This is a genomic window from Pedobacter sp. 01N416, assembly GCF_056399685.1.
On sequence record NZ_JBFTRT010000068.1, the window covers coordinates 1 to 20367 of the forward strand.

The 20367-nt window shown below is 38.5% G+C and carries 17 protein-coding genes and 2 pseudogenes; 12 read left to right on the top strand and 7 right to left on the bottom strand.

The genetic code is table 11. The features are described 5' to 3' along the window. Together AC1DND_RS05935 and AC1DND_RS05940 are read right to left on the bottom strand one after the other, a co-directional pair. Positions 1–824: C1 family peptidase (locus AC1DND_RS05935; RefSeq protein ID WP_477579889.1), on the bottom strand; the 824-nt coding region annotated here is incomplete at its 3' end. After that, entirely contained in the window at positions 811–1581 is a 771-nt protein-coding gene (locus AC1DND_RS05940; RefSeq protein WP_477579891.1) for a hypothetical protein, read from the bottom strand. The genes AC1DND_RS05940 and AC1DND_RS05935, both read right to left, overlap by 14 nt. Positions 1582–2129: 548 nt before the next feature. On the opposite strand from AC1DND_RS05940, the gene AC1DND_RS05945 reads away from it, so the two are divergent. Further along, positions 2130–2618 (top strand): DUF1569 domain-containing protein, encoded by a 489-nt coding sequence (locus AC1DND_RS05945; RefSeq protein WP_477579893.1) that lies wholly within the window; start codon positions 2130–2132, stop codon positions 2616–2618. A gap of 115 nt (positions 2619–2733) precedes the next feature. Here AC1DND_RS05945 and AC1DND_RS05950 read toward each other — a convergent pair whose 3' ends face one another. Then, positions 2734–2988 (bottom strand): hypothetical protein, encoded by a 255-nt coding sequence (locus AC1DND_RS05950; protein WP_029279491.1) that lies wholly within the window; start codon positions 2986–2988, stop codon positions 2734–2736. A gap of 357 nt (positions 2989–3345) precedes the next feature. Here AC1DND_RS05950 and AC1DND_RS05955 point away from each other — a divergent pair, with 357 nt between their 5' ends. Further along, the gene (locus AC1DND_RS05955; RefSeq protein WP_477579895.1) at positions 3346–3708 is read left to right on the top strand and encodes a response regulator; all 363 of its coding nucleotides are present in this window, start codon (positions 3346–3348) and stop codon (positions 3706–3708) included. A gap of 6 nt (positions 3709–3714) precedes the next feature. Here the strand turns inward: AC1DND_RS05955 and AC1DND_RS05960 are convergent, their stop codons facing one another. Then, entirely contained in the window at positions 3715–4533 is an 819-nt protein-coding gene (locus AC1DND_RS05960) for an alpha/beta hydrolase (RefSeq protein ID WP_477579897.1), read from the bottom strand. A 76-nt stretch (positions 4534–4609) separates the two neighbouring features. Here AC1DND_RS05960 and AC1DND_RS05965 point away from each other — a divergent pair. From AC1DND_RS05965 to AC1DND_RS06000, 8 genes and pseudogenes are all read left to right on the top strand, one after another. Further along, positions 4610–5722, top strand: a pseudogene (locus AC1DND_RS05965) (AI-2E family transporter). 685 nt (positions 5723–6407) lie between these two features. Then, positions 6408–7601 (top strand): SGNH/GDSL hydrolase family protein, encoded by a 1194-nt coding sequence (locus AC1DND_RS05970; protein ID WP_477579899.1) that lies wholly within the window; start codon positions 6408–6410, stop codon positions 7599–7601. 128 nt (positions 7602–7729) lie between these two features. Beyond that, on the top strand, positions 7730–8248 hold the full coding sequence (locus AC1DND_RS05975; protein WP_477579901.1) for a protease: 519 nt from the start codon (positions 7730–7732) through the stop codon (positions 8246–8248). Between the two features lie 252 nt (positions 8249–8500). Further along, the gene (locus AC1DND_RS05980; protein WP_477579903.1) at positions 8501–8920 is read left to right on the top strand and encodes an SRPBCC family protein; all 420 of its coding nucleotides are present in this window, start codon (positions 8501–8503) and stop codon (positions 8918–8920) included. Between the two features lie 672 nt (positions 8921–9592). Continuing rightward, a complete protein-coding gene (locus AC1DND_RS05985) occupies positions 9593–10984 on the top strand; it encodes a TolC family protein (protein ID WP_477579905.1) in 1392 nt (463 codons plus the stop codon). 13 nt (positions 10985–10997) lie between these two features. Continuing rightward, the gene (locus tag AC1DND_RS05990; protein ID WP_477579907.1) at positions 10998–14282 is read left to right on the top strand and encodes an efflux RND transporter permease subunit; all 3285 of its coding nucleotides are present in this window, start codon (positions 10998–11000) and stop codon (positions 14280–14282) included. A 13-nt stretch (positions 14283–14295) separates the two neighbouring features. After that, positions 14296–15396 (top strand): efflux RND transporter periplasmic adaptor subunit, encoded by a 1101-nt coding sequence (locus AC1DND_RS05995; protein WP_477579909.1) that lies wholly within the window; start codon positions 14296–14298, stop codon positions 15394–15396. Positions 15397–15422: 26 nt separating this feature from the next. After that, the gene (locus tag AC1DND_RS06000; RefSeq protein ID WP_477579911.1) at positions 15423–16364 is read left to right on the top strand and encodes a helix-turn-helix domain-containing protein; all 942 of its coding nucleotides are present in this window, start codon (positions 15423–15425) and stop codon (positions 16362–16364) included. 406 nt (positions 16365–16770) lie between these two features. Here the strand turns inward: AC1DND_RS06000 and AC1DND_RS06005 are convergent, their stop codons facing one another. Then, positions 16771–16935, bottom strand: coding sequence for a 2OG-Fe(II) oxygenase (locus AC1DND_RS06005; RefSeq protein ID WP_477579919.1), 165 nt, complete (start codon positions 16933–16935; stop codon positions 16771–16773). Next, positions 16898–17212 (bottom strand): hypothetical protein, encoded by a 315-nt coding sequence (locus AC1DND_RS06010; RefSeq protein WP_477579913.1) that lies wholly within the window; start codon positions 17210–17212, stop codon positions 16898–16900. The genes AC1DND_RS06005 and AC1DND_RS06010 overlap by 38 nt, the downstream gene beginning before the upstream one ends. Positions 17213–17321: 109 nt before the next feature. On the opposite strand from AC1DND_RS06010, the gene AC1DND_RS06015 reads away from it, so the two are divergent. Further along, positions 17322–18326, top strand: coding sequence for a phosphotransferase enzyme family protein (locus AC1DND_RS06015; protein ID WP_477579915.1), 1005 nt, complete (start codon positions 17322–17324; stop codon positions 18324–18326). Positions 18327–18388: 62 nt separating this feature from the next. Next, complete coding sequence (locus AC1DND_RS06020; protein ID WP_477579917.1) at positions 18389–19252, top strand: dienelactone hydrolase family protein; 864 nt, start codon at positions 18389–18391, stop codon at positions 19250–19252. Positions 19253–19778: 526 nt separating this feature from the next. Here the strand turns inward: AC1DND_RS06020 and AC1DND_RS06025 are convergent. Then, positions 19779–20367 (bottom strand): annotated as a pseudogene (locus AC1DND_RS06025) (hypothetical protein); the annotation flags it as partial.

The window sequence follows — 20367 nt, forward strand, 5'->3', positions numbered from 1 at the left end:
GCATAGTTCATTGCACCTCCTTCAAGAATAGAATAAGATATCCAAACATATCCTCTATCTCCCCAACCAACTCCCCAAGAATTCAATACTTTGAATGCTTTAATATCCTCCCTATACCCAACAATAACCATTGCATGGCTAAAATTAGATGCAGCTGCTGTTTTCCAAAAAGGATTTGACTTAGTAATATTTCCAGAAGTTTGAAAATACTTATCAATCTTTACACTTAGCACTAAAGGGATATTGTCGTTAAGCACCTTTTTAATTGTATAGATGTCATTAACTTCAACAACTTCATAGTTTGGCATTGCTGCTTTACTCGCTTTAATTTTAAGAATTGGATCCAACTTCATTGTACAAACAGTAGGACTATACTTTAAATCTAAGTATTTTACTCCTCCATCTTGTAAAATCTTACCAAGCATTGTTATCGATCGTGCCGTAAAATCGCAGCCCTCATTACCTTGGTTATAATATTGATAAACATATTCTGGGCTATACACTTTTTTAAAGTCAGTATTTTTATTACCGTCAATTAAAGATTTATGCTTATCCAACACACTTCTTAAAGCATAAGTCGTTGCAAATGCCCAGCAAGATTGTTTGTTTTTCCCTTGGTAACCTGCAACTGGCATCATATATTCTAAATCAATACTATTTTCTAACGGCTTTTGGCTTTTATTGTAAATTACTGGGCTGCCCTCTTTAATTTCTAGAGCACTTGTTTCCTTTTCTCCAGTTGGGTAAACCTCTTGGGCAATTGACAAGAAAGGAATTAAAGAAAACCCAAACATTAATAAAACCGAAATCTTACAGTAAGGCATCTTTAAGTGAGATTAAATCGATACTAACTACTCTATCTTGTGAAAACTTATTGTTGCTAGAATAAGCTCTTCCATCTGCTGTTACAAAACTTGCATTTACTTTTGCCGTTAAATCTGCCTCAACAAATCTTTTATTATTAATTAGTGTAAGAGTTGCAGTTTTCACAAAAAAATATTTTTTAAGGTCTGCTGCAGGAAGCGTACTAATAAGTGCTTTTATGGCATCCTTATCTACATAATTTTTTGGCACTATAGAAGTTGTTACATCTTGTATAACAATTTCCATAATTTCCTTTGCACCTACGGATGCTGAGCCAATTAAGGCCGTTGCATTAAAGTTTGCCGTATTATTAATTTTGCTGCTATAAACTATCGCATTATCCAGCGATTTAATACTTGGAGCTAATGAATCTAGCAATACAGGATCAAGCGTCACAATTGTATACGAAGAGTCAGTTTCGTCAAATTTCACTATATTCCCAGGGATGTAAACAAGGTCATAACTTAAACCGGCTAAGCCTTGAAATATTTTTCTTTTAGTATAGTATTTTGGTAAGGCTTCTATAACAAGAGGATTCTTTCCTCCAGCAGCTCCTTCCTCAACTAGTGATGCTTCACTTGGCAATTTGTTAATATCAAATATTTTAAATTTATTTTTGCTATTTTCGTCAAGCTCAATTTTTTTTGTTTGTTTACAAGATGTTAAAAAAAATAGCGCCAACGCTATAACTGATAGAGTGTGAACTTTGATTTTCATAAAATTATTTTTGAGTGGTTAATTGATTTATTTTAAGATTGAACTTTATAGAACTAACGTAGTAAATAATTTGATAAATACCTAATTTTAAATATTTTATCAAATTATTTATTCCAAAACCGACTGATTTGCCTAGGTGTTGTAAAAATCTCTCATCCCTTCGCCATCAAACACTCAAAAGATTTTTGCAACTCCAGATCTGGCATGATCTTCCTCGCTATTTTCTAGATTAACTTTCTCCAAAATCCTTTCTAATAACTCCAAGAAGCCAGAAAGGTGTTCTAATAATTTCTCGTTCACTGTACACACAAAAAATCGAACAAAAAGCTTTCAGAAATGAAAGGGTTGTTGTTTAACAAGTTATTTATCTCATCGCTCAAATGAGGAATCTGGAAAAAAGAGGATCAAGAATCTATTTCAATTATTATTGTGATAATATACAATTGGCAAATATCGCCTTATAATTGTCTTGGATCACCCCACTCCGCGGCTAAGCTATAGCATATATTTGTACAGCAGCTTACCTGTAAACCTGCACCCCATATAAAATGAACCCGCTAACCGAGCTAATAGCACCAAAGAACCGTAAATATTTAGAAAGCCTGTTGCTAAAACTTCAACCAAGCACATTTGCTATTTGGGGAAAAATGACCGCACAACAAATGGTTGAACACTTGATAAGCCAGGTTGAATATACCAATGGCAAAAAGAAACCTTTCTGTGAAGTTTCAGAAGAAGAAGCAAACAACGCCAGACAAATCAATATCTACACCGCTGTAGAAATACCAAGGAATGTAGTATTCGGAACACCTCAGCAAAAGTTACTGTATCCAGATCTGGTTAGTGCCACTAAACAGTTAATGACAGAACTTCGTGATTTTGACCGGTATTTCGCTGAACCTGGAAAAACCGAAATACATGGCGCATTTGGACCAATGACCTATAAAGAATGGCTGATATGGCACAGCAAACATTTTTATCACCATTTGCAGCAATTCGGATTAATAACAGTATCCGCCATTTATGGCCCATGTTGAGAAAAGCGCAATGAATCAACATCATTTTTATTTTACTGCATTTGGAACAAAAGAATCCTAAAATAAAAAAGGCTTTCTTTGCCATAAAGAAAGCCTTTGCCAGAAGAATATCCGCTTAACTTAGGATAATCTGGTAATTTACATTTACTCTTTTTGGATAATTGCTTTCCTCGTTGTTTAAGGAAACAAATGCCGCATTGCCATGAACTTCATTTTTCAACGCATGCTCATAATGCGATTGGATAGCTTCTTGATAATCGTGCTGAAGGTTTTTCGTTGTTTCGGCTAAAAGATTTCTATCATTCAGGTTCTCTGGCAATAATGTAATATCGCAGTTTCCGTCACTGATTTCTTTGACTAAGTATTTCATTTTTGGTTTTAAATCTTCGTTTCCTGTTTTATAAATAAGATTTCGAGAACGGTCAAAAATATGGTAAGTCTTTAGCTTGTATGTAATCTAAAAGTTAATTTTTTACTTAAAATGATGTATTAATTTTAATGCAAACTACATTACTATCGCTACATCATTTTAATTTTATCGCAATCTGCATGATTACTAGTCTGCTCATTATTTTTCTCGATTGGACTACCGGCACGCTTAAAACTAAACGTTGTGCTTTCGTCAAAATAGATCGAAACCTTTTAGCCCTGCCCTTGTTAATCAATCACAAGTTATTTATTTACAATATGTTAATGCAATAACAATAACCTGAAGGAGAACGAGAAGATGAAAAAAATATTAGTGGTTGATGATAGTCAGGAAATACTGGAGGTTATAGAATTGATTTTAAGACTGGAAGGCTATCAGGTAAGTGGATTAATGGATGCAAGTCATTTTAACCAGCGGATTAGCGAATTTAAACCCGATTTAATTTTGTTGGATGTGATGCTTGGGGGCCTGGATGGGCGAGATCTTTGTAATCTACTCAAAGCAGACCAGTTAACCTTGCACATTCCAGTAATTATGATTTCGGCCAGTCATAATTTAAATGATATAGGAGGCATTATCTGTTATCCTAACGATTTCATCGCTAAACCATTTGATATAGACAATCTCATTAATAAAGTAGGTGTGCAGCTTGCCGCCTAAACTATATTAAGGTTTTGAGTTAAAATAATTGCTTAAGAAAACGCTCTGAAATTTAATCGCATTGGCCCAATAATCCCAGTTGTGTACACCAGGTCTGGCAGTAAAATCATGAGGAATGTTGTTATACAGGAGTTCATCATGCAAACGTACATTCATTTTATAGAAAAAGTCTTCAGTACCACATTCAATGGCAATAGCAAGTGATCCTGGCTTAATGCGATAAATCATATCAATCACACTGTTCTGTTTCCAACGTTCTGGAAATTCATCCTGTGTTCCCAATCTTTTCGAGATATTCCACCCATTTGGAAAAGGTTTAATATCTACACCACCACTCATACTGCCTACGGCACCATAAACATCCTGGTGTTTAATGGCCAGGTATAGTGCACCATGGCCGCCCATGCTCAAACCGGTAATGGCCCTACCCTTTTTTTCGGCTATGGTTTTATAATGTTCATCAATATAGCTTACCAACTCTTTAGCTACATAGGTTTCATATTTCCATTCAGGATCTACCGGACTATCGAAATACCAACTGGTTACATTACCATCAGGGCACACAATAATAAACTGGTATTGATCGGCCAGATTTTTAATTCCTGGCACTTTTTTGGCCCATTCGGCATAGTTACCACCGGCACCATGGAGCAGGTAAACCACAGGGAAGGTTTTTCCTGTTTTATAGCTATCGGGTTTAATTACCACTGCTTTAATATTTTTGTTCATCGATTTGCTAAAGGTTAAAGCGGTATCTACTTCCGCAGCGCTTAAAATGTGGCTAAACAAAAACAAACAGATGGCTATTAAAAAGCTATTTTTCATGGGGAGTTTTTAATTATTATTATAATATGGTGCTAAATTTATAAATTAACTGGATATTGTTTGCTAYTTCTGTGAATTGATACCAAAAAATAATGATGTCCTGCTCACCTACCCATTTTACATCAAAGCTCCTGTAATTCTTTTAGGATTAGTAATTACAGTATTTATAATGAGCGTGCTGAGAGATATTCTTGTGCCACTTGCTTTCGCTGCGCTAATTGCGATATTGCTTAACCCACTTACCAATCGTTTTGAAAGAAAAATGCCTAAAATAGTAAGCATTATGCTCGCTATGATTATCGGTATTGTTGTCGTAATTGCCATACTCTATTTTCTATCCTCGCAGGTTGCCCACTTTTTCGACGATCTGGAAAGCATTAAACACAAATTATCGCAACTGTTAGAAGAAATCAGAACCTGGCTGCAAACTACCTTTGGAATCTCCTCGCAAAAACAGATGCAAATGGTTAACGATGCTGCAAATGGAAGTAAAGCTTTAATTGGCCAAACCTTGAGTGGCTTAATGGGCGTGCTCAGTGTCGTTTTTTTAATCCCCGTTTATACTTTTATGATCTTTCTGTAAAAAAAAATTATCCTTAATTTTATTTATKAAGTATTTTCGGAGGAGAACAAACAAAAAGTTGCCGAGATTTTAGGTGAAACGAAAGCAGCAATACAAAGTTATATTATCGGTTTATTGATCGAAACTTCAATTGTTGCGGTAATGAACTCTGCTGCCCTGCTGATCCTCGGTGTACAAAATGCCATTTTAATTGGTGTTATAGGGGCAATACTGAATCTGCTACCCTATATCGGCGGTATTATTGCCATAGCCTTACCAGTGTTAATGGCAACTTTAACCATGGATGGTTTTACCACTCAATTATTAATTATAGGTGCCTATGCACTCATTCAGTTTATCGACAACAATATCCTTGTACCGCGCATTGTTTCGAGCAAGGTGCAGATCAACGCACTTATTTCTATCGTAATTGTATTAATGGGTGCTGCACTTTGGGGCATCCCCGGAATGTTCCTTTCCATTCCATTTATTGCGGTACTGAAAATCATTTTTGATCGGATTGATGGACTTAAACCCTGGGGGAAATTGCTGGGCGATAATATCCCGACTGAACACATGGGGCAGGTGAAAAGGTTTAGAAGGAAGAAAAAACTTGCGACAAACTAAACATCGATATTCTTTTTTTGAAAACGATCGTTCAGCAACTCTTCGGGAACAGCAGCCCCGTTATTCGCTGTAGCCCCAATGCTAATTAGTGCCGATTCATCGGTAAAGAATCGGGGGCTGCCGCTRCTACCGGGTTTATWAACAARGGCTTGTGCAGGTAAGCRCCCAGCCAAAAAYAGTACCACCTAACRRGCCACCTAGACCCGATTGGAGTGAACATCCCGATMMTTCATCGGGATAAAACGGAAAGCGGGAGGAAACCCAGATATATTGTACTGGTATTGCTCTCCCAATATTGAACCAGTAATATCTTTAAATTACCCTTCGACTCCATTATCATTAACAGATTCCAATAGAAATATCGTCATCTCGACCGAAGCACCGCGGAGTGTTCCAAAGGAACTCCTTCGGAGGAGAGATCTTTAAACTATGTTATTGAAAATCGAATTTAAAGATTTCTTCCCGAATCTTCGGGATCGAAATGACGATACTTCTAATCGACTCACCTCTTTTAAATTCTCTTGTAATTTATATGGATTTTCATACCATAAATTACCCCTTAGGCTGACAATCGCTTGGTTACCCATCATGCAAGTAAATTTTGGTTACCCATCATGCAAGTAAATTATTGCTGGAAACACACATCAATTGTAAATTTTATTACTTTTGATTTCTTCTAATCAACATGAAACTAACCTCTTTTCTTTGCCTGACATTACTCTTTACGGCACTATTTTCCAAAAGCTTTGCGCAAAACAAGTTACAATCATCGTCGTTCATCACTTTTAACGGTTATAGCCATACTATAGCAGAAAAATTTGGAAAAAACGAAGCGGTAACCGTGGCTTTTTTAGGCGGGTCGATTACCAATATGGAAGGCTGGCGTGGATTGGTAAGTAATTATTTAGCCAAAACTTATCCGCAAACAAAATTCAGGTTCATTAACGCAGGTATTCCATCATTGGGTAGTCTACCACACGCGTTCCGCCTTCAGCGCGATGTACTCGACAGTGGAAAAATTGATCTCTTGTTTCTAGAATCGGCTGTTAACGACCATGCCAACAAAACCGCTGAACAAACACAGCGCCGTGCTTTAGAAGGCATTATCAGACATACTTTAAGCAAGAACCCGAAAACGGATATCGTAATGATGGCTTTTGCCGATGAAGATAAAAATGATGATTTTAATAAAGGTAAAATCCCAACTGAAGTAAAAGTACACAGCGACTTGGCTGAATATTATCACTTGCCATTTATTAATCTCGCTTTAGAAGTTGATAAACGTATTGCCAATGGCGAATTTACCTGGGCAGCTGATTTTAAAAACCTGCACCCATCACCGTTTGGTCAACAACTTTATTTCAATACCATTAAAACTTATCTGGAAGAAAATCAGAAAAATGCCAACGAGAAAGCTTCGGCAGGTCTTCCTAAAATCATTGATAAATTTGCTTATACCAAAGGACAATACCTTAGCATTAATAGCGCCGAAAACTTAAATACTTTTAGCATCAATAAAAACTGGAAGCCAACTGACGGGCTGGAAGGAAGACCAGGTTTTGTTAATATCCCAGTGCTCGAAAGCAATACCAGGAACAGTACTTTTGATCTGATTTTTAAAGGAAACACCGTGGGGATTGCTATTTTATCAGGCCCGGATGCGGGTGCACTCCATTACCGCATAGATGACGGAGAAGAAAAAATGATCGATCTTTACACCCAATGGAGTTCAAGCTTGCATTTGCCATGGTACCTGCTACTCAGCGATCAACTCACTAACGGAACGCATAAATTAAGTGTACGGATCAGCGATCAGCACAACTCAAAATCAACAGGTTATGCCTGTCGAATTGCTTACTTTTTAGTCAATTCAAATTAATCGTCTTTTATTAGTCTGGATTTGCCATACAGCTGTATAAATTAATTATATATTTGATACTTAATCGTTTTAGCTTGATGCTAATCAAACAATATCAATATTCATTTGCTTATATAAAAAACCCTTCCATGAAAAACATTAAAATAATTATCCCTGCACTTTTAGTATTGTTTTCTGCCTGCAGTGAGGCCACCAGAAACACCACAAATAGTAAAAGCGAAAGCATGCCTCAAACTACTGCTAATAAAACCGATTCGCTTGAGGTTAAAATGAAAATAAATGGCAATGTAGCTACCGGCGACCCACTATTGCTAAGGTTTGTAGTGTACAACAATACCGATAGTGTAAAAAGTTTCTGTATCTGGCATACACCTTTCGAACCTTTAATGAGCAGCTATTTAAGCATTACGAACGAAAAAGGAGAAGAAGCACAGTACAAAGGCGCAATGGCCAAAAGAGTAATGCCACCTCCTGCATCGAGTTATTCGAAGGTAAACCCAGGTGATAGCCTGGTTGCAAATGCCGATTTACTTAAAGCCTACGACCTGAAAAAAGGATCGAGTTATAAGGCAGTTTACACAGGCGGAAATATGAGCGGCTTAGTATCCAAAGACACGATAACCTTTATTTATACGGACCTGCACTAGCATTCAACTCGATTAAAGAATAAAATATTCGATAATTTTTAGTCATTTAGGCTTAGTTGGTCGTTTGGAGATGCACACAGGTATTTTAAATTAATTACCTGTGTGCATTTTTTTTATCTGTAGTTAACCATTTCTCTAATTGTAAAACTTAACTAAATAATAGTGGCATATCACCCCCTATTTTGTCGCATTTGCTCTTTCTGAGTTGTTAAAGTTCCTATAACTTTATTAAAAAATTAAACACCTTAAAACATGGAAAATAAAACATCAATCACCGTAGAAACGACAGTAAATGCACCCGTAGAAAAAGTTTGGGAATTTTGGAATAATTCAGATCACATTACTAAGTGGGCCTTTGCCTCACCAGATTGGCATACCCCTTATTCAGAAAACGATTTAAAAGTTGGCGGTAAATTTAAAAGCACTATGGCGGCAAAAGATGGCAGCATGAGTTTTGATTTCGGCGGAACATATACCACAGTTGACCAGCATAAAAAAATCGAATATACCATGGAAGATGGCAGAACGGTAAGCATTGTTTTTGATGCACTGAGTGAACAAACCAGGATAACCGAAACTTTCGATGCCGAATCTACCAATCCGATCGAAATGCAACGTGGTGGCTGGCAGGCCATTCTGGATAATTTTAAAAGTTATACAGAGCAATCATAAACACCTTGCTAATAACGTCTTGCGAGATAACAGGTCTAGACAGGCTATCATTGCAGATTCCAATAGAAAATTCGTCATTGCGAGGTACGAAGATAACCGAACAAAGTGAGCTCATGAATGCCTTAAAAAGCAACTGCAAAAATGAATAATCTTAAAGCGCTCGCTACTATCGATAGTTGTAAGATTGCTTTGTCGGCTGAAAAGGCCTCCTCGCAATGACGATTCCTCTTCGCCATATAGCACTAAAAATCCTCTGTCACTAATATTCATTTTTATGGTACAGACCTCTTGTTATTTTTAAYCTGAGTTCGATAATTAAATACTGATTTGATTATCTAARCTCAGTTTTGGGTTAAGTCGGTCGTCACCCTGAATTTATTTCAGGGTCTTTCCTGCCAAAAAAGATGCTGACCACGTAGTAGCTACAAGACAATTGAAAACACTATTCTACTTGTAAGACAAGTCAGCATGACGATGAGGTTAGGAATAAACCTTGTCTGATAGTTATTTTTACAATTTAATAATCGAACTCAGGTTTTTAGCAACAGAAACTGTCCCTTTTTACGCCTTAAGTAACAATTCGATTATTATTTGATTCGCATAATTTTTGATTTGAACCGAATACTTTGATATAACGATCATCATTTACATTTGCCGTGTAAATTATACACTATGTCTCGTATATCTTTATTTTATTTTTCGTTATTATTCTTTATCAGTTTATCCATCGGCATAAATGCACAAACACTTAGCCTTAAGCAAGCTGTTAACACTGCATTAAGCAATTATGGCACCATTAAGGCTAAAGATAATTATGCCAATGCATCAAAATCATCTATCCAACAGGCCAAAAGGGAGTATTTACCGAACTTCAGTTTAAGTGCCCAACAGGATTATGGTACCATTAACGGCCAAAATGGGCCTCAATATGGTCTTGGTGGTTTGGGAACGGCCTCATCTGGTCCTGCTCTAGACAAACAAAACTGGAATGCTGCATTTGGGGGGCTCTATCTGGCCAATGTAAACTGGGATTTCTTCACTTTCGGAAAAATCAGAGAACGCATTAAAATTGCCGATGCCACTTACCAAAGAGACAAAAATGATCTGGAACAGGAAAAATTCCAGCAGGAAATCCGTGTTTCTGCTGCCTATTTAAATCTGCTGGCTGCGCAAAGGTTAAGCAAATCGCAACAGAAAAATCTCGATCGCGCTATTACCTTTAAAAATACGGCCATCATCAGGGCTAAAAACGGATTAATTGCGGGAGTAGATTCTTCTTTCGCAAAAGCAGAAGTTTCTAATGCCAAAATTGCACTAACAAAAGCTAAAGATTTAGAGCAGGAACAGGCCAACCGTTTGGGCGTGGTAATGGGATTAACCGCAACATCATACGAATTAGATACTGCTTCAATTACGCGTATTCCCGGCAACCTGCTAGAAGATACAGTGATCAAAAGCTCACATCCACTATTAAAGTTTTACCAGAACCGTGTTGATGTTAGCCAGCAACAGGTTAATTATTTCAAAAAATTATACTACCCTACGTTTAGCTTATTCGGTGTAATGCAGGGCCGTGGTTCGGGTTTTAGTCCAGGTTATGCCTTAGATCAGGCTGCTTATTCTACCAGTTATGCTGATGGCATAAACCCTACCCGTGGAAACTATTTGATTGGCATAGGAATGACCTGGAACCTGTCAACCTTACTTAAAAACCGCCCGCAGGTACGTGCACAGGAATACATTAGCCAGGGTTTGAAGGAAGAATATAATCTGGTTGATCAGCAACTAAAAGCACAATTGGCACTTGCAGAAACTAAACTAACCAACGCTTTGGCCAATTACAGAGAAGCACCTATTCAGGTAAAAGCAGCATCTGATGCTTATCTGCAGAAAAATACGCTCTACAAAAACGGGCTCACCACTTTGGTGGATCTTACACAGGCCCTGTTTACCTTAAACCGTGCCGAAACCGATCGGGATATTGCCTTTACCAATGTTTGGCAGGCCTTATTGCTAAAATCGGCAGCACTCGGCAATTACGACATATTTATCAACGAATTTTAATCTGGCTATATAAATGAATTTAATACGTTTCGCACTCCGCAAGCCCATATCCATCTTAGTTTTAGTAGCTGGATTGTTCTTTTTCGGTATTGGGGCTATCAATCAGATCAAGGTTGATATTCTTCCGCAGATGAACCTTCCGGTGATTTATATTGCGCACCCCTTTGGTGGTTACACACCCGACCAAATGGAGGCTTATTTTGGTAAACAGTACGTTAATATCCTGCTTTTTGCAAACGGTATTAAAAGCATCGAAACCAAAAACACACAGGGTTTAATGTTAATGAAGCTAACCTATTACGAGGGTACCAACATGGCCCAGGCGGCGGCAGAACTAAGTGCGCTATCTACTAGGGCGCAAGCTATTTTCCCGCCAGGTTCGCAACCACCGTTCGTGATCCGTTTTGATGCTTCATCACTTCCTGTTGGACAATTGGTATTAAGCAGCCCTATCCGCACCAACAATGAATTACAGGATCTGGCCAATACTTATGTGCGCCCTAGTTTTTCAGCTATACCAGGTTTGCTTTCTCCTGCTCCTTTTGGAGGTAGTCCGAGAACGATAGAAATCAATGTAAATCCGTCACTTTTACGTTCACATAACCTAACGGTAGATCAAGTAGTAGAAGCCATCAGGCTAAATAACCAAACCGCACCTTCAGGAAATGTGAGGATAGGTGATAAAAACTATATCACACCAACCAATTATACCATTAAAAAGGTTAAAGATTTTGAGAACATTCCCTTATTTAAAGGCAGCGTGCAAAATTTGCAGCTCCGCGATGTAGCAACGGTTAAAGATGGGGCCGATTTAGTTGCAGGTTATGCCTTAATCAACGGCAAGCGCTCGGTATACTTAAGTATCGCTAAATCTGGGGATGCCTCTACCTGGGATGTGGTTAAAAACTTAAAGAAAAACCTACCGAACATCCAAAATACCTTACCGGAAGATGTTAAACTTTCTTACGAGTTCGACCAGTCTGTTTATGTAATCAACGCTGTAAAAAGTCTGATCAGTGAGGGCGCAATCGGTGCGATATTAACAGGTTTGATGGTTTTACTTTTCCTGGGCGATAAACGTGCAGCATTGATTGTAATCCTCACCATTCCAACCTCTATTATTGCGGGTGTTTTGTTCCTGAAGTTATTCGGACAAACGATCAACATCATGACCCTGAGCGGATTGGCTTTAGCCATTGGTATTCTGGTAGATGAATCGACGGTAACAATAGAAAACATCCACCAGCATTTTGATATGGGCAAACCCAAGGCCCTGGCCATTTGGGATGCCTGTAAGGAAATCGCCTTCCCGAAACTGTTAATCCTGTTTTGTATCCTTGCCGTATTTGCACCTGCCTTTACCATGACAGGGATTCCAGGAGCATTATTCTTACCCTTGGCATTGGCAATCGGCTTTTCGATGGTGGTTTCATTCCTGTTATCACAAACTTTCGTACCCATTATGGCCAACTGGCTAATGGTTGCACACCCAAAAAAAGGCAGTGAACATCACCCGGGCATTACTCAGGACGAGGCTGATTTTGCCGCAACTGGCATTACACTCGAATCGGAAAAAGATACCTTGAGCCAAAAAAGAGTACTGGTTGAGCGTGAAGATTTTAGTGGCAATGGCAAAATTGGTTTCTTTGATCGGTTCCGGAACCGTTTTATGCGTTTCCTTGATCGGATACTGCCTTACCGAAAATCTGTCGTTTTGGTTTATTTAGTGGTAATTATCGGTTTAGCTGCGTTATTATTGGCTAACATTGGTCGCGATGTTTTGCCGAGAGTTAACTCAAGTCAGTTTCAATTGCGTTTACGTGCACCTGATGGAACACGTTTAGAACGTACCGAAGAAAAAGCAAATATGGTTTTGGCTGAGCTGAAAAAAATGGTCGGAGAAGAGCATATGGGCATTTCTTCTGTTTATGTTGGTCAACACCCTGCCCAGTTTTCGGTAAACCCGATCTATCAGTTTATGGCAGGTCCGCACGAAGCTGTTTTCCAGGTAAGTTTAAAAGACTTTGAGGAAGATATGGATGATTTTAAAGATCAGTTCAGGGAGAAAATCAAAAAAGTTCTGCCTGATGTTAAACTTTCTTTCGAGCCGATAGAGCTAACGGATAAGGTATTGAGCCAGGGCTCTCCTACCCCTGTTGAAGTACGTATTGCAGGCAAAAACAAAAAGCTGAATGAAAAGTATGCCAATAAAATCCTCGCAGAACTGAAGGAAATCCCTTACATGCGCGATGTTCAGCTAGCACAGCCCATTAAATATCCATCATTAAATATCGATATCGACAGGACCCGTGCAGCACAGATCGGGGTGGATATGGCCGATATTTCGAGATCATTAATTGCCTCAACTTCATCATCACGTTATACGGACAAAAATATCTGGTTAGATGAAAAAGCGGCTTTGCCTTATAGTGTTCAGGTTCAGGTACCACTTAACCAAATGACCAGTAAAGATGATATTGGAGAAATTCCGTTATTGAAAAATTCGGCACGACCAGTTTTGAGCGATGTGGCAAAAATTACTGCTGATACCACGGCTGGCGAAAACGATAACATTGGTGCTATGCCTTTCCTATCGGTAACGGCGAACCTTTACCATATGGATCTGGGTGCAGCATCAAAAGATGTAGAAAAAGCCATCAAAGACGTTGGCGAACTGCCAAGGGGGTTAAATGTTACCGCCATCGGTTTAAGTAAAGTGTTAACTGATACTTTAGACAGCTTACAATCTGGCTTATTTGTGGCCATTGTGGTAATTTTCCTGATGCTGGCAGCCAATTTCCAGTCTTTTAAAGTTCCATTGGTTATCTTAGCCACTGTACCAGCAGTTATTTTAGGTTCACTATTGTTATTAACCATTACCGGATCAACCTTAAACCTGCAATCTTATATGGGGATTATCATGTCGGTCGGGGTATCTATCGCCAATGCGGTATTGCTCATCACCAATGCTGAGCAACTAAGAAAGCACAATGGGAATGCACTCGAATCGGCACGCGAAGCCGCAGCATTACGTTTGCGCCCAATTATCATGACGAGTATTGCGATGATTGCGGGTATGTTGCCAATGGCCATCGGTCATGGTGAAGGTGGTGGAGCGGTTTCTCCATTAGGCAGAGCCGTTATTGGTGGCTTACTGGCTTCAACATTCGCCGTACTCATTATCTTGCCATTGGTATTTGCATGGGTTCAGGGAAAACAGACTACCAATTCGATGTCGCTTGATCCGGAAGACGAAGAAAGCATCCATTACATTAAAGGTTTACAAGAAAAAGAATAAATCATCATCATAAATGAATACGAAGATATTTTCAACAGGATTATTAAGTACAGGATTTTTAGTGTTAACGGCCATGTATGGCTGTGGGCACTCCGAATCGAAAGTAACACCCAAGAAAGAAAAAGAAGCAGCTATAGCCACCTTCGATCTTAAAAAAGAGAAGCTATCCACCAAACTGAGTTTGCCAGGCGAATTAATTGCTTTGCAACAAGTTGATTTATATGCTAAAGTAAGCAGCTTCGTAAAAACCCTAAAAGTTGATATCGGCTCAGAGGTAAGTAAAGGTCAATTGTTAATGACTTTGGAAGCACCTGAAATGACTTCCCAACTGGCTGCAACACAGTCGCGGATAAAAGCACAGGAAGCCATTTATACTGCGAGCAAAGCGAATTATAACCGTTTGTATGAAACCAGTAAAACGCCTGGAACGATCTCTACAAACGACCTGGACCAGGCTATGGCAAAAAAAAATGCAGATCTTGCACAGCTTGAAGCAGCAAAAGCCGCTTATAAAGAAGTAGGTTCAGTTCAGGATTATTTAACCATCAGGGCACCTTTCAGCGGAATTATTTCAGCCAGAAATGTGAATTTAGGAGCTTACGTTGGTCCAACGGGTAAAGGCTCTGATTTACCTTTATTTACTCTACAGGATCAAAAAAACCTGCGTTTGGCCGTTTCCATTCCAGAAGTTTATACCGGATATTTAAAAGCTGGTGATGAGATTAGTTTTACCGTTAAATCTTTGCCTAGCCAGACCTTTAAGGCTAAAGTGAAACGTTTATCAGGCGCTTTAGATCTACGCTTACGTTCTGAACGCATTGAAATGGATGTACCAAATGCTTCGAAGGTTTTATTACCGGGTATGGTTGCTGAAGTGAACATTCCGCTTCCGGCCAATGCCAGTACCTTTATCATTTCCAAAAAAGCTTTATTGGATACCAGCGAAGGATTATTCGTGTTAAAAGTAGCCGATAACAAAGCGGTTAAAGTAGGCGTAAAAAAAGGCCGTGAAACCGACGATAAGGTAGAAGTTTTCGGCGATTTAGCAGAAGGTGACAAATTAGTGGCAGAACCAACCGAGGAAATGCATGAAGGAACGGTGATTAAACCCTAACTTTACTTGTATTAAGCACTTAAAATATGTTATCAAAAAGTCAAGAGCTTTCTACCCTTCAAAAAAAGGAAACATTAGAAGATTTTTACAATAAATTAAAAATCACAAGGCCTGAAATTCCTACACCAAGCTTAGGGATGATCAATGATATCGGGCACTTTAATGTTTTTAACAGGACTACTGTTTGCAGCAACGTACCATCTGTTTTCAGCCGCAGAGATTTTTATAAAATTTCGCTGATCATAGGCAATGGGATTTTGCATTACCCTGATGCGCAGATTGAAATTAAAGGACGGGCATTACTGTTTACCAATCCGAATATTCCATATTCATGGGAAAGTACTTCGCCAAAACCTGCCGGTTTCTTCTGTTTATTTACCGAGAATTTTATCCATAACCGTAACGAAATCCTTCGCGATTCTTTATTGTGGCGGATTAATGATAGCCCGGTAATTCATATTAACGAAGAGCAGGAAGTTATCTTAACGGATATCTTTACTAAAATGATGAAAGAAATGGATGGCGATTACATCCATAAATACGATCTGTTAAGAAACTATGTACAACTTATTGTTCACGAAGCACTAAAGGTAAAACCTCAGGATGTTATCTTTAAACAGAATAATGCATCGGCGCGTTTAACTTCCTTATTTATCGAATTATTGGAAAGGCAGTTCCCCATTGGTTCTACAGAGCATATTTTGGAGTTGAAAACAGCCCACGATTTTGCCTTCCGCTTGTTGGTGCATGTAAATCACTTAAACCATGCAGTAAAGGAAGTAACGGGCAAAACAACTTCTGAGCATATTTCGAGAAGGATAGCAACCGAAGCAGTGGCTTTGCTGAAACATACCGAATGGAATATTGCACAGATCGCTTATTGTTTGGGTTTCGAGTACCCAGCAAATTTTAATATATTTTTTAAACGTCAGATGCAATGCACCCCAAAGGGTTTTAGAGCAAATTGATCATAATCGTATTAAACCTAGTCGTTTAACAAGTGAAGCGCCAATCCTGAAATGAGGAAACGGCGCTTTTTTATTGACCAAAACTAAATGGTCCATCATCCCCGGTAGTTTCGTCATTTCGAGCGGAGTCGAATGAAACCTGGAATCTACGGAGAGGGTCGTCACCCTGAACTTGTTTCAGGGTCTTATCAACAACGATTTTCAAAAATAGATGAGGTTGTATCATAAAGGCGATTTACTGCAGATGGTGTCATGTTGAGCTTGTCGAAACATCTTATAGCGTATTTAATAGGCCCTTCGACAAGCTCAGGGTGACAAATCTATATTTATGACTCAACCTAAGGACACGTCTTTGAATGAGAATCGCCTGTAATAGCGATTTATTTTTTGATATTAAGGATTAAATTTAACCGACCTTTAACCAGCCTGTAATACTCATCCTTTGTTTATTGGTAAGCAATACCTCGTGTGCCAGATCTGAACTTTTAAAGAAAATACTTTTACCGTTATTGGGCGAGATATTCTGCTCCTCATCAACATGGTAAATGCGTAGCTCTCCTCCATCTTCTATTTTCCAATCGCTGTTCGTCCATCAGATCGAAGAAATCATTTTCGTGTTGGTTATTATGCTTTCTGTCTAACCAGTAAATCACATCGCTTCTAATCAACTTGTTTTGATTCACAACCGTATCGTTACCCAAGCCAGCATTTAAAAGTTTTTTATTTTCAAATAACCCGATCAGATTATCTTTAAGATGGGCCGCTAAAGAAACACTTAAAAAGTTTTCTGCTATACCCACTTTATCTTCGATAAAACTATCGATAAGGCAATCAAATATTTTTTCCAACAGATTGTATTAATCTTAAAACGATATGCCTAAGGTGGGTAAGGTAGTCTTAATTAATGGTTAAGATGTCATTTCTAAAATTTATATTTGAAACCCCAAAGCGCTACTTATGCAAAATATTTTCCCAGCCCAATACTCCACCTTATCAGCCGCTGCCTTAAAAGATTATTTAATTGAAGCTTATCAGTTAGCCCCATCTACAACATGCCGATTACTCATCAGAAACGTAAGCGACACTTATATTCTCGAAAACCGAAGCCAGAAATATATCTTCAAAATCTACCGCGATGCACACCGAAAACGCAACGAAATTGAAGCTGAAGTGGAATTGCTCAATATTTTAAGGATAAACGGAAACTCAGTTTCCTACCCCATAACCGATGTAAATGGGAAACAAATTCAACAGTTTAATGCCATCGAAGGTTTAAGAAATGGTATACTGTTTTCTTTTGCTGAAGGAAAGGTAATTTTGGACCTGAAAAATGCACATCTTGTTCAATTGGGGCAAGACATTGCCACCTTGCACCAAAGTACTTCTTCAATAAAGCTGAATAATGCAAGACCGGTATTCAACTTTGAAACGACTTTATTTGAGCCTTTGCGCGATTTAAAACCTCATTTTACAGAAATGCCTGAGGAATTTGACTACCTGACCAACATTGCTGATAAAGTGGTTAAAAAGTTCGAAGGATTTGATACTTCAAAATTCAGCTATGGCTATTGCCACTATGATTTTTTTCCTAAAAACTTCCATTTTGATGAAGCGGGAAAAATTACCTTTTTTGATTTCGATTTTGCAGGTGAAGGCTACCTGATTAACGATTTAATGTCGTTCCTTAACCATTATTTTTTCCATCAATTGAATAACCTAATCTCCAAAGAGCAGGCAGAAAAGGATTTCGATACCTTTTTAAACGCTTACCAGCAAGTTAGGCCGTTAACTGATGATGAATTAAAAGCCATTCCATATCTGGGTATCACCTTTCATATTTTCTTCCTGAAATTCTTTTATGATAATTACGATGATTGGTCGAATGCCTTCTTAACCCCGCGTTATACGAAACACCGTGTAACACTGATTAAAAAATGGGAAGAAATGTATTGTAATTTTTAGGCAATGCTACCTCAAATCTCGACATCCTTGTTTATCTTGTATTTTAATTCAAAATCAATAAGATGGATCAGAAAATAATCAACCTGTACGATGAATATACCCATAGTCAGGTAAGCAGAAAAAAATTTATGAGAAAGCTGGCTATCCTGGCTGGTAGCACAGCATTGGCTATGACTATTCTGCCAATGCTAGAAAATAATTACGCCGCTGCAGCAGATTTTAACAGTGATGATATCGAAGTTGAAAATATTACCTACGCTGGTGTTGACGGTGAAATGAAAGCTGTACTGGCCAAACCCAAAGGCAAAAAGAACTTAGGCTGCGTATTGGTTATTCATGAAAACAGAGGTTTAAATCCACATATTATTGATGTTACCAAACGTGTTGCCGCCGAAGGTTTCCTGGCCCTTGGTGTTGATGCCCTTTCGCCGCTTGGTGGAACCCCGACGGATGAAGATAAGGGACGCGAGTTGATCGGTAAATTAGATCCTGAAAAGAACTTACAGAATTATTTAAAAGGATTGGATTATTTACGCAATAGAAAAGACGGCAATGGTAAAGTAGGCTGTGTTGGCTTTTGCTGGGGAGGTGGAATGGCCAATAAATTAGCAGTTAACGACCCTAAATTGCAGGCAGCTGTTGCTTATTATGGCGCACAGGCCAATGTGGCAGATATTCCTAAAATTAAAGCGAGTTTAATGTTGCATTATGGTGGCCTGGATGAACGCATTAATGCCGGGATTCCAGCTTATGAGCAGGCATTAAAAGACAATAAAATTGATTATAAAATTTACATATACGATGGTGTAAACCATGCCTTTAACAACAATACCTCACCTACGAGATATAACGAAGCCGCAGCAAAACTAGCCTGGAGCAGAACAATCGATCTGTTTAAACAGAAACTGGCGGTATTGACGAGGTAGTAATTCCTATCACAAAATCGTCATTGCGAGAAGGCTTTTTCAGCCGACAAAGCAATCTTAATGCGAAAGGATGATTAACAAACGTTTTAAGATTGCTTCTTCGTTCCTCTCCACCAATAACGACTTCTCTATTTTGGAAACGTGCGTTCGGTGTTTAATAGGTGCTGTGGCCCCGCCATCGCTTATAATCCTCGCTGCGCTGCGGGCTATTCCGCTCTGTCGGGTTTATTTAACAAAGGTTAGTAGGTAGAATATCTTAATAGTACCACTAACTCTGCCACTTAAACCCGATTGCAATGTAAAGCCCACAGCGAGGCACGAGCGAGGACTTGGAATAAAAAGCGGGACTGCCAATACCGAAAAGTGCTATAATTGATTTCCAAAACTTAACTAACCTGGCATAAAGCCTTAGTTGTAAGATTGCTTCGTCGTTCCTCCTCGCAATGACGATTTCTTGCGATAGTGATGATTAATCGGCACGATACTTCTTAGCTGCGCCCAGGTGTCTTAGTTGGTAAAAACCAACCTAAAACAAATCCGTCTTTAACATTGTCTTCAAAATATTCGATTGTACATCGAAATTATTGAGGTGGTTCAAGAAATTGATGTCAGATATTTTACTGTAACTATCTTCTAACAAATTAACAACCTCGTTTGGAATTGCCGTTTTTAAAACCGCAGCATTACTTTTTAACTTATCGTTTTTATATTGCAGTTCCTGTACAATCCGTTCCCGTTCTGAAAGATTATTAGACATATCCAAATCTTTCAAAATGGTTAAATCGCAGAACAAGAACAGGTTTCGGCTTGGAAAAAACAGGTAATAACTGTCTATATCCAAAAATTTATACACTTCAATTACCAGTTCGCCCGATTTTAAACCAATATAAAATTCGGTCCGAAAATCGTACTTACACAGCTTGCCCATCAATTTTTTCTCGATGGTCGCATAAACATTGGTATACACCTGTTTACTCTGAAAATCAATCAGTTTAGCAAATTGATCGGTAGTGAGATCGAAATAAAAATCGTTGGCGTATCTGGAACTAAAAACATTGATATTTTTAGAAAAGGGAAAATCGGAACTGAGCTCAGAAAGCACACTGAATAGTTTC